At 38.7% G+C, this 15,648-nt stretch carries 13 protein-coding genes; 3 read left to right on the forward strand and 10 right to left on the reverse strand.

The genetic code is table 11. The features are described from left to right. The first annotated feature begins 81 nt into the window (after nucleotides 1-81). Nucleotides 82-708, forward strand: a complete 627-nt coding sequence (locus tag NST47_RS32315) for a copper amine oxidase N-terminal domain-containing protein (RefSeq protein ID WP_341158804.1) — start codon at nucleotides 82-84, stop codon at nucleotides 706-708. Here NST47_RS32315 and NST47_RS32320 read toward each other — a convergent pair whose 3' ends face one another. From NST47_RS32320 to NST47_RS32360, 9 genes are all read right to left on the reverse strand, one after another. Continuing rightward, the gene (locus tag NST47_RS32320) at nucleotides 709-3,702 is read right to left on the reverse strand and encodes a phage tail spike protein (protein WP_341158805.1); all 2,994 of its coding nucleotides are present in this window, start codon (nucleotides 3,700-3,702) and stop codon (nucleotides 709-711) included. It lies immediately after the preceding gene. Between the two features lie 10 nt (nucleotides 3,703-3,712). Then, entirely contained in the window at nucleotides 3,713-4,498 is a 786-nt protein-coding gene (locus NST47_RS32325) for a phage tail domain-containing protein (RefSeq protein ID WP_341158806.1), read from the reverse strand. 31 nt (nucleotides 4,499-4,529) lie between these two features. After that, complete coding sequence (locus NST47_RS32330; RefSeq protein WP_341158807.1) at nucleotides 4,530-9,884, reverse strand: phage tail tape measure protein; 5,355 nt, start codon at nucleotides 9,882-9,884, stop codon at nucleotides 4,530-4,532. A 5-nt stretch (nucleotides 9,885-9,889) separates the two neighbouring features. After that, nucleotides 9,890-10,045: a hypothetical protein gene (locus NST47_RS32335; protein ID WP_179097580.1), complete on the reverse strand. Its 156-nt coding sequence runs from the start codon at nucleotides 10,043-10,045 to the stop codon at nucleotides 9,890-9,892. A 27-nt stretch (nucleotides 10,046-10,072) separates the two neighbouring features. Next, nucleotides 10,073-10,507, reverse strand: coding sequence for a hypothetical protein (locus NST47_RS32340; RefSeq protein WP_341158808.1), 435 nt, complete (start codon nucleotides 10,505-10,507; stop codon nucleotides 10,073-10,075). A gap of 107 nt (nucleotides 10,508-10,614) precedes the next feature. Beyond that, the gene (locus tag NST47_RS32345) at nucleotides 10,615-11,409 is read right to left on the reverse strand and encodes a hypothetical protein (protein WP_341158809.1); all 795 of its coding nucleotides are present in this window, start codon (nucleotides 11,407-11,409) and stop codon (nucleotides 10,615-10,617) included. A gap of 19 nt (nucleotides 11,410-11,428) precedes the next feature. Then, the gene (locus NST47_RS32350) at nucleotides 11,429-12,130 is read right to left on the reverse strand and encodes a hypothetical protein (protein ID WP_341158810.1); all 702 of its coding nucleotides are present in this window, start codon (nucleotides 12,128-12,130) and stop codon (nucleotides 11,429-11,431) included. A gap of 23 nt (nucleotides 12,131-12,153) precedes the next feature. Continuing rightward, a complete protein-coding gene (locus NST47_RS32355; RefSeq protein ID WP_341158811.1) occupies nucleotides 12,154-12,627 on the reverse strand; it encodes a hypothetical protein in 474 nt (157 codons plus the stop codon). A 203-nt stretch (nucleotides 12,628-12,830) separates the two neighbouring features. After that, nucleotides 12,831-13,361 carry a sigma-70 family RNA polymerase sigma factor gene (locus tag NST47_RS32360; RefSeq protein WP_341158812.1) on the reverse strand — a complete coding sequence of 177 codons (531 nt, stop codon included), beginning with the start codon at nucleotides 13,359-13,361 and terminating at the stop codon, nucleotides 12,831-12,833. 340 nt (nucleotides 13,362-13,701) lie between these two features. Between NST47_RS32360 and NST47_RS32365 the strand changes: the two genes are divergently transcribed. Together NST47_RS32365 and NST47_RS32370 are read left to right on the forward strand one after the other, a co-directional pair. Continuing rightward, nucleotides 13,702-14,142: a helix-turn-helix domain-containing protein gene (locus tag NST47_RS32365; RefSeq protein WP_341158813.1), complete on the forward strand. Its 441-nt coding sequence runs from the start codon at nucleotides 13,702-13,704 to the stop codon at nucleotides 14,140-14,142. A gap of 50 nt (nucleotides 14,143-14,192) precedes the next feature. After that, on the forward strand, nucleotides 14,193-14,600 hold the full coding sequence (locus NST47_RS32370) for an ImmA/IrrE family metallo-endopeptidase (RefSeq protein WP_341158814.1): 408 nt from the start codon (nucleotides 14,193-14,195) through the stop codon (nucleotides 14,598-14,600). 179 nt (nucleotides 14,601-14,779) lie between these two features. Here NST47_RS32370 and NST47_RS32375 read toward each other — a convergent pair whose 3' ends face one another. After that, a complete protein-coding gene (locus NST47_RS32375) occupies nucleotides 14,780-15,361 on the reverse strand; it encodes a hypothetical protein (RefSeq protein WP_341158815.1) in 582 nt (193 codons plus the stop codon). Nucleotides 15,362-15,648: the final 287 nt, after the last annotated feature.

Here is a 15,648-nt window from a genome sequence, read left to right on the forward strand (position 1 = left end):
TCAAAATTAGATTTATTTTCACATTACAATTCTACTTGTCTCATGGTACAATATTCCAAAACAGATATAAGGAGATTTAACATGAAAAAGTATAAAGGTTACATTATTGGTGGTCTTGTTGGTGCTTCACTTATGTTTAGCGCTCAATCCTTCGCTGCGATTGGCGAAAAAGCTGAAGCTATATTTTCACAATTTAACTTTGTAATCAATGGTCAAGCAAAAACACTAGATGAGTCACCAGTTGTGATCAATGGCAACTCCTACCTGCCAGTAAGGAGTATTAGCAATGCATTGGGCTATGATGTAACCTATAAGGCAGATAGTAGAACCATTGAGTTGAATAATGGAGTTGGTTCAGCAAGCTCACAAACTAAACCACAAGCACAGCCAGCAGCACCACAAGCGAATGTAACAAATTCGCCAGTGGAAGATAATTATGCTGGTAAGGTTTTTGTTAGTAACGCTGATTTGTTTCCAAAACTATTAAAAGAAACAGACAAAATATTGGAAATTAATGATCAAGATTCAGCAAGAATTGTTATTTTTAATAAAAAAGAGGTTGTATTAAATCCATTCGATTATTATTATGATATTAATACAAGGTCACTCCTTCTGAATGTTAGTCATTTAGAAAAAATAATACCAACTGACATTTTATCTACTCTTCCTAAATATCAAATTTCAAACGGTGTTGTTACAAAGAAATAATCAGCCAAACGTTGCAACAAATGTTTTTGCATTAACATAGTCTTCGGTAGCTATATTTCTAGCATTTATTTTAGGCATTTGTGTAAAATTAGTTACTGCACTCATAGAAATACCTTCACGAGCACCAATTTCCAAAATGCCACTCGATTTAAATGTAATACTTGCATTTCCAGCAAATTCAATTCCCTGACTGCCTCCATTAAGATTTTTCAGTTTAATATAGTTACCTAAGTTAATGTCATTATCAACATTAATATCAGTCTTTGATGTAATGCTACCTCCAATGATATTGGGACTCTCAATAGTCGTGGAGGTTATTTTTGTTTCTGTAATATAAGCAGGATTATAAACTCCACTTGGGATATTCGTTACTCTACCCCATGCCAACGTAGCATTTGGTCCCATGGTTACATTTCCACCTACAACTAAATCATCAATCAAAGCTGTACCAATTTTAGCTGTGCCAGCGACAAGTTGATTAGTTGTGATTTTATCAATGTAATCACCACTAATTTTAGTACCACCATTAGCTAATACATTTACACCTGCAATTTTAAGGGAGTCACAATCGATAGATCCTTTTACCGTTGCATTTGTTGCATACAAATACCCTGACATATCAACACGAAATGGACTACTTCCAAAAACAGAATGTCCAAGCTGGATTCCTTGACTTGACGCTTTAAATACATTATTTCCAGTTCCAATGGTCGATTCCACACCGAACATAGTTCCTGCTTTAATTGTTGCTGCCGTGATTCCATCTCCATCAACAATAGCCGTTCCTGTGTTAGATGTGATTTGCAAAGCGCCATTCTGAACATATAATCCTCTATAATCCAATCTGGCAAATTTATTGACATCTGTTGTTGATGCAGTAATACCATTTGCATTCAAAGTTACACTCGTTGGCAATGGAGCTTGTAATCTTAGATCATTACGAATCGCTGTATTAATATTAGTTGAAAACGTATTAGCTGTAATCAAATTGGTATCCGAATAGGCTTTTGCAGCAGCCAGAGCAGCCGCGGTGGTATCATTTGCACTACTTTCTATTGAATTCCAATAATTTGCTGATGCAATAACTTCATTGGGAATCTTTTGACCACTTGGACTCACAGATATTTGATTTGCATATAAAGTTACAAATTCACCAAGTATACCTCTTACGTTTTCGGCTACCAGACCATCATAACGCAATGCTTGTTTCCAGTGATTTCCTCCGTCTGCACTAATAGCCAATACACCATTTTGAGCAATGAGTACTTTTAATGGATCAGTTGGATCTGTAATTCTAATTCCTTTACGATCAATCGTGACAGTATTATTATTAGAAGCTACAATCCCACGTTCTGTGCTATCCCAAATATTATTGATCGTTTGATAAATTTCCGAATTCGTAGTTACTGTATCATCCAATTCATATTTATTTCGTTCATATGTAGCGGATGAAGTGATTGCCTTGTAAAGACTTTGTATCATTTTTTGCTCATCTGTTAATATATCTTTTACATTACTTATCGTTACTTGAACATCTCCACTTTCATAGTTGAAGCTAAGTTCAACAATCTTAGCAGTGATATTTACTCCAAGCTTTTCATGTTCAATTTGAACAATATCACCTAAAACTAACTTACCCCAATTCTTATACTCTGTTAAGATTTCAAGGAAATTCACAATGCCTACACTTGCTGATATTCTTGGTTCTCTTCGCTTCTCCAATTCCTTTTTAGCAGCATCATATAACTGTTTGGCATCCGTGTAGTTTTCATTGGAAAATTCATCAACGATGATCCATGGATTCCATTCATTTAATTGGTCTTGCGTGAAATTATTGGCTAGACTTATACTACTTCTCAGCGTTGTGATTTGAGAATCTACATTAGACAATTGGCTATTAACTCCGTCAATGACTGCTTGTTGACTTGCTATCTGTGCTAATTTAGCATTCTTCTGAGTAATAATAGCAGCAGGACTTGCATTGGTAGAATTTGCAATACTTATGGAATCTTCTATCACAGCTAATTCAGTCATTAATGTGCTCATGATTGTATTCTGAGTTGATAAATTCGCTGTGTAGGAATCGAAATTAGCTAATAGTGTATTAAAGGTTGGTATCTGTGCTGTAACTAATTCTGAGTAATTTAAGATTGCATTCGCTAGACTGTCTGAAATATCTTTAGCATGAGAAATCACATTGCCACTGGTATCTCTTTGGAATCCATATAGGAGTGATGAGTAATCTTCCACAAAATTACTCCCTGTTGGATTCACTCTATTGATACTTAACCCAGAACGTCCAAATGCCTTTAGCCTTGTACAATAGGTTGATCCATCTGACTCATAGGTTACATTTTGCATGAGTTTTCCGTACTTAATACTTAGTCCTTTATTCTGACCGATATCATCAATATCATAGAAGGATATTTTACGGTTAACAGTATCATAAACAATTACGGCTTCAAAAGTTTCTGCTACTTGTTGAATAGCATCTAAAACCGATGCCGTGATATCAAAGGAACGATTTTTAATATCGAACGCAGATGAAACGTAATCAATCGTCCATATCGTGTCATACAGCAGATTGGATAAGACATAGGATGCATTCTTGGAAGTTACCTTATAATCTTTAATTTTCTTATCTCTAAGCTCATATCCAAGACTATAACACTCAACCTTTTTATAATCCTGATCTTCTTCCATGACATCGGAAACCTTATTAATAATATAATATTCCGTATAGTCTCCCTTGAGAAATTTAATAATCCTACGGTTGTATATGTTCTCGATATTCGGATTTTTACTTTGTTTATGGTAACGTTCGATCAGGTAAGGAACATAAAAACTGAGTTCGTTGATATTTCCCAATGTAATTTTTTGGCTCAAATTATAAGCTTCCGTTAAGTTGCCAACAACTGTTCGACTCAAATCATTTTTACATATTTGTAATGATGGTCTTACGACATCATCTGGTAAATCTGCATACCCTAACATGATATCTCCTCTATCCTTGTATGGTCTTAAATTGTGTAGATAGATATATCTCCACATTCCCCTTTATGTTTAAATGATTATTCCCTCTAATCAATTTCAAAAATTTACTATTCGCTGTCATATTACTAAAGCGATAGGTATGACTTATATCTGTTTCGATATGTTGCGCTTGACAATCGATTGTTAGGGTTTCATTATTTGCAAGTCCTGTAAAAGCTAGAACCTCTCCACCATTGGAATGATTAGTGATGGAAAATGAACCTCCATGGATAACTTTAATTTTCAACCCAGGGTAATTATCGATGTCACCATGATTAGGAACAATCATTTTTGTACCTTCTGGGACGTTACTGGTAAGATTGATAATTTGATTATAAACAGGACTATACGAGTAAGGACTATCACATACAACATTCAAATTCAGATATCCTTGACTTAATCCGTTATGAATCAACTCTGACGTATCTGTAAACATGACATAGAAGATACGATTGATATTCTCTGATAATTGTAAAGGAGCATAGAAAATAGGAGATGTCAGCCATCGAGCGACATTTCGAATCTTCTCTGAGTCATACTTCTCATCAAATCCAAAAGACAAGTTAAATGATAACTTTTCATATTCAGTATTCATGAAATAGGGAGTCGGATTATTTCTAATTTTTACTTCTTTAATTGATTTATTTGCTGTGAATGATTCCGTCAACATTCCTGAAGAAATGTTCACATTGAAGATGCCAAAGGATTGGCTCTGAACACCATTAAAAATAAAATATTCACTGGATCGAATCGACATTTTTTCACCTCACATTAAAAAGAGAGCTAGATCATCTAGTCCCTCGTTTTTCTAATTCTTTTACAAATGTATTGAACACCGCCTGCCCACCAGCTTTGTCTCCATTAACAGAAACATACATATTGATATTTCCAATTGAACTATTCGCTCCAGCGGCAGAAGTGTTGTTATTCAACAGATTGGATACGTTACTTAATGCATTTCTGCCTAACTCACTCAAAAATTTCAATGGATCACTTAATACAATCTCAGATTTCTTCAAGATAGCAGGAATCTCGTTACTACTGAGGAGTTTACTCATCCAGCCTTGCTGAGAAGTACCAGAAACTCCTACTTCACCACCATCATGATAATATAGAGGATTATTATCTTTATCGTACCATGTACCATCTCGATACGTAGCCCCAATGGAATATCCTATTGTCTCATTTGCATCATGTAGTTCTTTCTTTCTCGCTTCACTCGTTGTTGGTTTATTCCATTCTTCAGAATTTGCTTTCATTTTCTTTTTGGCTTCTTCTTCTGGTGTGAGTGCTGGTGTATAAACAGGATTGTTCTTTTTTGCACTTGGTAAATCAGCAGTAGGATCCTTTAAAAATGCATATGCATCTTCATTAAATCGAGTTAATTGTTGATTTAGATTTTTATCAATTTCCGCACCCATAACCTTAGCCAATCCTGCAATTCCACCCGAAAACGTTTCGAAATTCTTCAATACTAGATCCAGATGACCTTCCATGATATTTCTCTCTATATCCAAGTAGGTTTGATCATTTTCAATAATGCCTTTCCACTTAATATCGGCATTCTCTTTAATTAAATCATTGGTCGCTTTATTAGCCTCATAAGTAGCGTCTTCTGTCTTTCTCGCTGCTTCAATTTCCTTTTGCTTCGCCTCTAATAAGTCTGCTAAACCCTCTTTACGCAAAGATTTGGTGCGATCCTTCTGCAGCTTGTCGATCTCCTGAATCTTATCGGCCAATTCCTTTTGTAAATCAACTTGCTTGGCTTTAGATTCTATGGAATCATCTAAGGCTAATTCTTTAATCTTAACTCGAATATCGTCGGCTTCTTTTTGCGATTTGGTAAGATTATCATTGTAGTCAGCCGTATCCGATTCGCGGTCAATGGATTGTTGAATTAGATTAATCGAAGCTTCAAACTTCTTCATCTCATTATCGTAGTTATCCATTTTTTGCTTATGCCGCTTTTCTTCTGCTTCTGCCACTTTTTTGAGAGCGTCTAATTCAACATCACGTTGAGCTTCGAAAATTTTCTTCTGCAGCTCAACAGCTTGCTTGGCGATTTCCTTGGCATTGGCTTCTTTCTTATCTTCCAGCTTTTTCTTGGCATCGGCAAAGTTCTTCTCTGCTTTTAACTGTTCGGAAGCAGTAAGGGCAATTAATCCACGTTCTTTCGTCCAAGATGCATTTCTCATACGATCACGTGCATCAAGAACCATCTTATCAATTTCAGTTTGGGATTTACCAGCAAGGATCATACGATCTGTTTCTTCTTGTATCAACAATTCCGAATGAGCTAATTGGGATTTTTTTAAAGCATTTTGCGATTTAAGGAGTTCATCGGATATAATCTTCTGATCTTTCTCAGTATATTTATCCTTATCTGCCAACATTTTAGAGTTAACACGATCCCAAGCGTCATAGACCGTTTGTGCTACTTCCAGTTCTGATTTGCCAAGCAAATCCATCGATGATTTTTCTCGATCAATCCAATCTTTAGAAAGGTTAAACGTTTCTTCTTTTAAATTTCGTTGAGCGATAGCTAAGTTTTTCTGGATCTCATCTTGACTGTCTGGTGTATAGTCGCCTTTCTTTTGCTGAAGACGCAACCAAGCATCATATTCCATCTGAGCCATTTCAATTTTAGACTTGAAATTAAGCTCCATATCCGACTTTTCATTGGCGATCCAATTTTTAGAATGATTATATAAAGATTCTTTCGTTTTTTTATCAGTTTGTTCAATGAATATCTGGAAATCCCACCACTTGGAACTTAAGTCGATAAGGTTTTTATTAGCCTGATCAAGTTGCTGCAGTAGTGCACTTTTACTTTCTTGATCTTTAGTTTTGGCTATTTTAGTTTCAAGCTTTTCAATATCTCCACGTAGATTCTCAGCTTCAGTAACAGTTAACTTTTGTTTTTCTTTGGTAACGTCGCTTTGCTTTTGTAGCTCAATTCGATAATCCTGAGAAGTATCTTTGTAGCGAGTCATGATGGATTCAGATTCTTTTAACTGAGCATCCAAACGCTCAATAGAATTTTTATATGCATCCACTTTATACTCATCATGCGCTGCTGAGGTAGAAGCTGCTTGATTACCCTTGTCATTATTTTTAGGATCTCTAAGCATGTCCTGTAATAGTTTTATTTGAGCATCACGTTCGTCAGAATTTGATTTTGCCTCATAATAATCAGCTTCTAATGCTTTTAGAGCTTCATCGTCCTTATTTATTTTATCTTTAATAGTTTTCGATGCAAAAGGAAGTAAAGGATTAGATTTGGCTAATGCTTGTCTTGACTTGGCCTCATCCAGCTTTTTTTTAGCATCGTCAAGATTTGTTATTTGTGTTAATTCAACACCGTAAGCCTTCATTCTCATTAGCGTATTGATTTGAGTCGCATTCGTCGCTTTTTTTTCGCTTTCCAAATCATTGATTGCTTTAACAACCTTGGCACGTCTAAGCCTTTCAATGGCATTCTCTTCAATTGTATACCCATCGGTAAGTTTAGTTACATGAGATGCTAGTTCTGGATATTGAATAATCAGATTTTTTATAGCATCAGCAGAAAGTGAATGCCCTTGAGATACTTCTTTTAGCGCATCATTTAGCGGCTTTAACGTTTTTTCTGCTCTATCCATCGTCTCAGCCAAATTTCCTGAATAGGCTACCAGGTTATTAACACCATTGGAAGCAACTGGCGTGATATTGGACAATGCTTTAAGACTGCTTTCGACTACATTAGCTGCCATACCGCTAGAAAGCAGTTTACTTCTTAAAGCTTCCAAATCTTCGCTACTTAATGTTTTACTTAAATCAATTTTGTTGTCTGTAATAAACTTTCCAACATCTTCAGACGCTTGTCTATAATCTATTATTATTTGATCATAGTTCTTCTTAGTAATATTTTGGGATTGAACAAAGCCCTCTCCAAACTTATCCAAAAAAACTTTAACATTTTTATCAGTAGTCCCGGTTTCATCCATAAAAGTATCATTTACTACTTTTAATTCAGTGGCGAATTTCCTGGTTTCCGCTTCAATTTTATCGTTTTCAGTTTTCATCGTTATGCTTAGTTTGCCATAACTTGCTCTTGCATTTTCAACTGCATGATCTATATTTCCATCAAATTGCAAAAGAGAATTAGCAAGAAAATTTTCCGACGTATATGAATTATTTGCCTTAAATATCGAATTGATTTTCCCGCGCAATTGCTCCATCTTGGGAATATTTGCACTAGAAAACATATTTTCTTTATTTATTTGATTGGCAGAAAAAAACTCCTGTGTATACTTTAAAGACTCTAAATTTGCCTTTGAGTAATTGAATTGGTCTTTATTTTTAGATACTTTTCCTTTGCTTTCATCTATGCTTTCGACTGTCTCTTTCAAGCTTTCAGATAAATTATTGGAAAGATCCTTCTTTCTGCCTGTATTTAATTTCTTTTCCTTTTCGATTAGTGCATCAATTTCCTGTGAAGTTTTATATACGGCTTTTCCTTCCGCATCATAATGATCAATGATTTCAGGCATAATAGCGGACATTTTCTGCCTAATGTTGTTCAATTCTTCTTGAGAAGACGTTGTGTTCGCATACTGTTTGTTTAATTGCTCTAAAGTTGAAATATGCTGAGATGCCGTATCTGTGCCTGTTTTCAAATCATCGAACATTTTGTTTTGCGATTCATCAGCAGCCATATACGAATTCATAACTTTCTCAAGTACAATACTAAGCCCTGCTAGAGCAAGCCCAATACCTGTAGAAGCGGCAAATCCTCTTATTGCTAATTTCGCAACCTCTGCTGAAATACCCAGTGATTGGAATCCTTTTCCCAAACTTAAAACAGAAAATGTTAGTATTCTAAGATTACTGCTAAGCAACAAACCAGCAATACCAAGTGCAGAAATCGCTACGGGAGCAATACCAACTAGCTTAACTAATCCATCTAAAAGTCCAACCAAGCCGGTCAGAATTGTAATTATATTTCCTATTGATTCTGAATCAAATGCAGACTGCCAAACACCGCTCCAGGCATTTTTCAGCTTTGTCAGCTTGGCTTCCGTTCCTTGCTGCAGCAGGTCAAACTTCTGCTGTGTTGTTCCTGCCGAGTACAGAGATTGCTCATAATTTTTAACCGAATCCTTATAGTCTTCCATCAATCTAATAAAGCCGAGCTGTGGGGTGATCCCTGCCACTGCGGTCGTCGGCGCGGGCCCGGTAATTGCCGCGGTAATGTTAGTCTGCTGCTTAGCCGATAGACTAGTCCATTTTTTACCAAGATCATCCATGATATCGCCGAAGTTGCGGAAATTTCCTTTCGTATCCTGCAGCTTAACATCGGCTTCCGCTAATGCATCTGTTAATTGATTAAGTTGAGTCGTATCCTTGCCATCTCGCAGCGTTTGCATTCTGGCCAGGATCGTTCTCATTGCCGTACCAATGTTTTCTGCACTCTCGCTCGTTCTGGAGGATAAGGTCGCGACCCAAGAGCTTACCTTCTCGAATTCGACTCCGACGCTTCCGGCGGTTCCGCCAATTTTCTGTATCGCCTTTCCAATTTCATCTGCCCCGACAGAGGTAGCATCGCCTAAGTAGCTGAACACATCAGCCGCTCTGTTGATATCCACCCCTATATTACCGATGGTAGCCGTTAGTATGTGCGAAGAGGTGGCATAATCCAGGTTGGATATTTTGGCATATTTCATAGCGGTTTGCGTTCTTTGCATAGCTTCTTCCATGGACAAGCCTTGTCTGGCAAATTCGACGGTAGTTTTAGCTATATCCAGAGTGGCAACACCCATATCCATGCCCATCTTATGAAATTGCTCGCCATATTTGGCTACATCACCTTGACTCTTCATGTAGATGACTGAAAGATCGGTCAATGATTTATTCAATTCATTCACGTACGTAATGCCATCTTTAAAAAAAGTGCTCATCTGCTTCCAGGCATTATCGAAAGTCAATCCGATCGTCTTAAGCTCGTCTTTAAAATCAAGCTTCTTTTTATCGCCCATATCGATTTTCAATGTAATTTTCTTCATGTCCGGATTATTTTCAATTCTTTGAATCGCTTTATTGATTTCAGCAATGGTTTTATCTTCTTTGATCGATCCTACGACCATTACCCCAAGATCTGCCATAGTGATTACTCCCCTTGCTCTTGGATGTCTGCCTCGATAGGCTGGGACAGGATGTATTTAATGGCGACCAGCGCCTCCGCTTCATTGCCTTTTAAATCCACACGATCCAGAAACGCAAAGATGTTATTTTTAACCTGCTCATTAATTTCGTATTTAGCCATTAAGCCCACATCCTTTACTTATAGTTTTTACTCACTTTCAAGCTGGCTGTTGATCGATTTACTATTTTCGCTGGCTCGCTTCATTGTGTCCGTCACCTTCTGCAGCTCCTTTTCGTCAAAGGCATTGAGAATTTCTTCTAAAATACCAAGATCAAGCAGCTTCTCGCAGCATACTACGAGCTTGTCAATTTCATTGGGAATTTGACTTAAGCTTGTAAAATGGCGCAGCAGCAGCATATAAAAGACGAAGGTCGTATCCTTGAGCACCCCCATACTGACTGCTTTCGTGTGGGTCTGCTCCAACAGTTCCTGGTAATCGATCAATAGCTGCTGAATTTTGGCTTTCCTGAAATGTACATCGATCAATAAAAAGTCTCCGGTTTTTAACGTTACTTTCTTTTGCTCATTAAATTCCTTGGCATGTGCCTTATTGACAGTAGTGAGTGTTAATTGCTTGCTCATATCATCGCAGCTCCTTTATGGTACATTCTCATGTTCAAAAGCCCTCTCATAAGGGAGAGCTTCTCAAAATGAGAAGGCAGAGACTCTTTCTCTGCCTTTCTTACTTATTACGCCAATAACGCGTCGTCGTAAATTGTCATCGTCCACATTTCCGTGCCGTTAACCGGTTTAAGAATTTGCATCGGGATATCAAATACGGATGGATCGCCTGTTGCGGCCATATCGACCTTCCAGTTATCTTCCATTTTGGCATTATTGATTACAATTTGTGCAGCAAAATCCTGATGTGTAACCACATCGCGAACTAGGCAGTCAAGAACGACTTTGAAAGAACCTGCAAACTTATCGGACGAAACGGTAATTTTATCCGATGTTGCATCGGTATCAGTTTGATAGTACGCGACGATTTCAGCGCCGTCAGGAAGCTCGCCTGTATTAAAAGCAAGCACTTTAGCTGTAAGAGTGTACTTGCCGGCAGCAACGCTGTTTGATGTATAGGTTAATTCGGTGCCATGCGTACCATCCGAATTCAACTTGTAAACGCTAATCAGCGCTCCTTCATGAGCAGGAGTATATTTCAGACTTGCCGAATTATCGCTTACCTGCAGAACATCTCTTTGATAAATCTGTTGTGAGGCTTTATCCAGGCTGTTACCTGTCATCATCGCGATGACCTGGTTCGTAAAAAGCGCGTCCTGAAGCGTAACTTTACCTTCCCGCCCGGAAGTGAAGCCGAGAATTTTGGCATTACCGCGGCCGCCTCTGGCATACACGGTTTCAGCACTGTTTTCGAGCCCGGAGGTTTTCAAATTGTTTAATTGTACCAATGCTTTTCCTGTCTTCAGATCATAAAATGTTGCTACAGCTACTTCGCGAATACCCCATTGATTAGGTGTTGTCATCTAAACCATCTCCTCTGAATTATGTTTCCAAAATTTTTGCCCAATGAATTTGATCAAAGCGGATCTGCTTGCCATCTACAGTTCCTGCATAAATGCCGGATAGTATATGATGGTAGTTATCAATATTTTCGATTGTGTAAAACCCGTTATACAGCTGATAAATGGTGAGCTCGAAAATCGTAACCAAGCTAATCGTGTTCGATTTCCAAGCCAAGCCTGAAATCATGCTGTACAGATTCATCGTCTCTCTGGATTTCGGTCTATGTTTTCGACCATTTTTGATTCGCTCAATCATCTGGGCAGCCCTTGAATTAGCCGGTCGGTACTCTGCTTCTTTATCGGCTTTGATGTAGTTAGCCTTCCTGATAATCTGCTGAATGTAGGTGAAATTTTCTTTGTCGATCCGCTTATCCAGTTGTTCGAAATAAAAGAACACATTCGTCTCATCATTGCCCATCGAAGCTTCGCTTTGAAACAAAAATTTCCAGGCATCCAGCGTTACTTGCCGGAACTCCTCATTATGAAAGCAATATCCGAACAATATTTCCAGGCTGCTTAGTTCGCTTCCCTTTAATTCATCCGTGTGGTTCTTGTCGAATAAGCAAGCCAGTAAATATTGGCTGTACTTACTTTCACCAAGCGATATAATTTCTTTTAATTTGGGAATATGAAGCAGCAAACCATTACCGACATCAACAGGTGTGCCCATGAGTAATTTCAACTGCAAATCCTGCTCATTCAACATTAATTAAAATCCGTCGATTTAAATCGGATATAGGTGCCCTGGTACAGATCGTTAACGGTTAATTCATCCATTTTGTTAAATTCCAGCTTGCCCATACCAATTCCGCGTTGTTGATTTAACAATTCATCGATTTTAGTCAACAGATAGTCCACCCTCGTACAACCGTAGACTGTTTGGAATAAATCCCTATGGGTAAATACATTCAAATATATATACCCTGATTTAAATCGACTGTTTACTAACCGATACTTGCGGAATGAAATAGTTATAAAAGTTTCTTTTAATATGTTAGCCTCCGGTATAAACCGATATGGAAAAATATTTTTGTAGATTAATTGGCTTGGATCATCTACGGAAGGCTGTGCCAAAAAATCATTTTCGCTGTATTTCAGCGCTTTCGTTAACTCCTCCGACTGCAACAAGCGATCTATGATCGTATTCTTGTATTCGCTCAGTTCTGCAAATTTTGCCAATGACATCATCCTCTTTGCAGTATTTTATTTATTGACTGACATCACTCACTGTTCCTCTCCTCCTCTTGTCCAGCTGTAGGTACAGTCATTCCCTAAAACAAGAACACTTGTTCGTATATTGTTCTCATTATTAGGTGGCAGTCGTAAGGGGCAGCTTTCTGAAACTCTCGTGCAAGCCGATGATGATTGCTTTTTACATGACATCAATCATGCTGCTCGCCCGTACTTCCGCATTGCTTCGCCTGCACGACCTTTTTATTCGCCGTCTGCACATAGCCCTGCACAGTGCCTTTCTTCACACCCAGCAATTCTGCGATCTCACTCAAGGAATAGCTCATCCCATGATGAAGCTCATAGCATTCCCGCTCGCGGATGCTCAGGCCGGCCAATACTTGTTCGATTTGCAATCTTTGTGACTCTGTAACCGCGGCAGGCTCGTCCATTACCGGATTGTGCTGCTGCATGTAGATTTGCATTTGGAACGGATCTACAAGCTTTTCCCGTTGGTAAGCGGCTCTGCGTTCAATACCTCTGCGGTTACCCGGGCATTTGCCGGTATGCATCCATTCAATGGCATAATTGACATCTGCGATCATTTCGGCAATTAACTGCTGCTCCTCGGGCGGATGGGCGACTTCTTTAGCCTTAAGCAAAATATGATGGGTGCTGCGGTAAGCCTGTTTCAGCTCGTCTATTCCTGTAAGCCATGGTTGATCAGAAATTCCTCGGTTCATTTGCATAACCTCCTGCATATTGTTTTATTAAAAAATACCTTTTGGTAACATTTGCTCAGCAAAAATTTGTTCTTTTCTTCTTTCTCACCCGTTTACGATGATAACCCCTTGTTATCGTTTGCTTGAAATGTAATTATTCACCTCTTCTCGAACACTTGTGCTATAATACTATTAAAATTACTCTCTTTGGTAAAGCTGGAAAAACAGGCAAATAACCCCTATAACAATCAATTATCTGTCTTTTTAACCTTTTGGTAACAGTTTTTCGTTATTTCTCTTTACCTTTTGGAATATTTTTGGTATATTATTACCAAGAGGTAATGAAGGGTAGGTTCTTACTATGAGCGAAACGCAGTTTGGCAGCTATCTGAAATCCGTCCGTGAACGCAAAAAAATCAGCATTAATCAGCTGGCACTGGATTCTGGAATTAGTAATGCTCAGATCTCGCGCATTGAAAATGGTCTGAGAGGCATCCCCAAACCGGAAACGATTCGCAAGCTCGCCGATGCCTTAAAAGTACCTTATGAGGAAATGATGAGTCAGGCCGGCCATATGCCGGAGGAACGGTTAAACGAAATCCCAGAATGGGCTACATCGAGAGACAAGCGGGATTTTAAAAAAATGCTGGAGGAAGATGGCGAGGTCATGTTTGACGGTATGCCGATCAATGATGCGGACAGGCAGCGGATTATGGACGTTTTGACCGGTTTTTTCTGGGAAGCCAAGCAGATGAACAAACACACCAAACCAAAGAACTCCGATACCACACCCAAGCCGTGAACATCACAGGTCGTAACTGCCTTACTAATTGAATTAGCCGGGTGATGATAATGGAAAAAACCGTATCCAAGCTTATACAACGACATAAAACGAACTGCCCTTTTACGATTGCCCGTGCGATGGGGATCCAAGTGAGATTCCATGACCTGGGGACGAATACAAGAGGCATTTATTATCGCAAGCTCAAACGACGGTTTATCGTCATTCATAATCAGCTTTCTTCGGAATGGCAGCGATTCGTCTGTGCCCACGAGCTTGGACATGATCGACTTCATCAGGGGATTAGCCGTTTTTTTCTGGAGGAGCATTCATTTTTTAATCCGGGTAAATTTGAAATGCAGGCTAACCGCTTCGCCGTTAAGCTGCTCGTATTCAACAGCGAAATTCATCAGGAAGAAACGATTGAACAGTATTGTACACGCCATGGCATTCCCGAGGAGATGCACAGATTTTTCTAAAACCGTGTTCAAAAAGTTGACTTTTCAGCACCGAGTAGGTTGCAAGAAGGTGAAGAAGGAGGAGCGGAATTTAGGCAAATCTAAATGAGCACCGCACTTCGAGCCTGAATGCAAGATACGATGCCGAATCCGCCTCCCTGTCAGACTTCGTGATCAAAAGGGGACTTTTTGAACATCCGCTAAAACCGTTTGTGATTGTTCCCGTTGAACAGATCATCCTGGTTCCCCAATTTCTGTGCAGCCTCCTCATACACTTTCACAATTCCGCGAACTTTATCAAACTCCTCATCATTGGGACCAAGACCGTCCATGAACATACGTTTTAGAATCTCACGAAAATAAGTAACGCGACTTACCACAAGTTTCTTCTCCTGCTCAATAACCTCTTCAATCGAATTCCCTTGAATAAAAGCATCCATGTCGTCCATATTGTCCTTATGATCTGCTGGCTCGGGTTGATCCTCGATTCTGCCGCGGAGCGGAATTTGCTGTTCAGATTGCTGCCCCAGATCCATCGAAGCATGAATATTCGACAACAAAATTCTTTCCTTGGCCAGCATAACCAAAAAGGTTTTGTTCGTGAACATATCGGCTATGACCAGTCGGCTCATTTCCTTGTTACCGAGCAGTATCCCTTCAAAAGGATGAAGAATCCAGACCTCATCACTTAAATAAAGATTAAAAGTGAACCATTCGCCACCAAATAAATAACGCAAATTAATGGAAGATTCATTAATAATTTCGAATTCAAACTCTAGCATATACAGCCTCCGATCTATAGATACTACTTACATAGTACCAGATTCATAGGCATTGGCAAACATCACCTTCACTGACAATAATCGTCCGTATTCCTCATATCTCATCGTTCAATGACGCTATATACCGTGCCCTCTCCATGCTGGCTAACACAATCAGCGTAATAACCGTCCCAAGTGCCGTCAACATATCAAGCATAGGAACACCTCAATTTCCTTTTAATGTGATTCCTGATCATACCTAACCTTATGCTCAACCGACTTGCCCATATTCCATTCATTGTATGCAG

This window comes from Paenibacillus sp. FSL H8-0034, assembly GCF_038000305.1.
Lineage (GTDB): Bacteria > Bacillota > Bacilli > Paenibacillales > NBRC-103111 > Paenibacillus_S.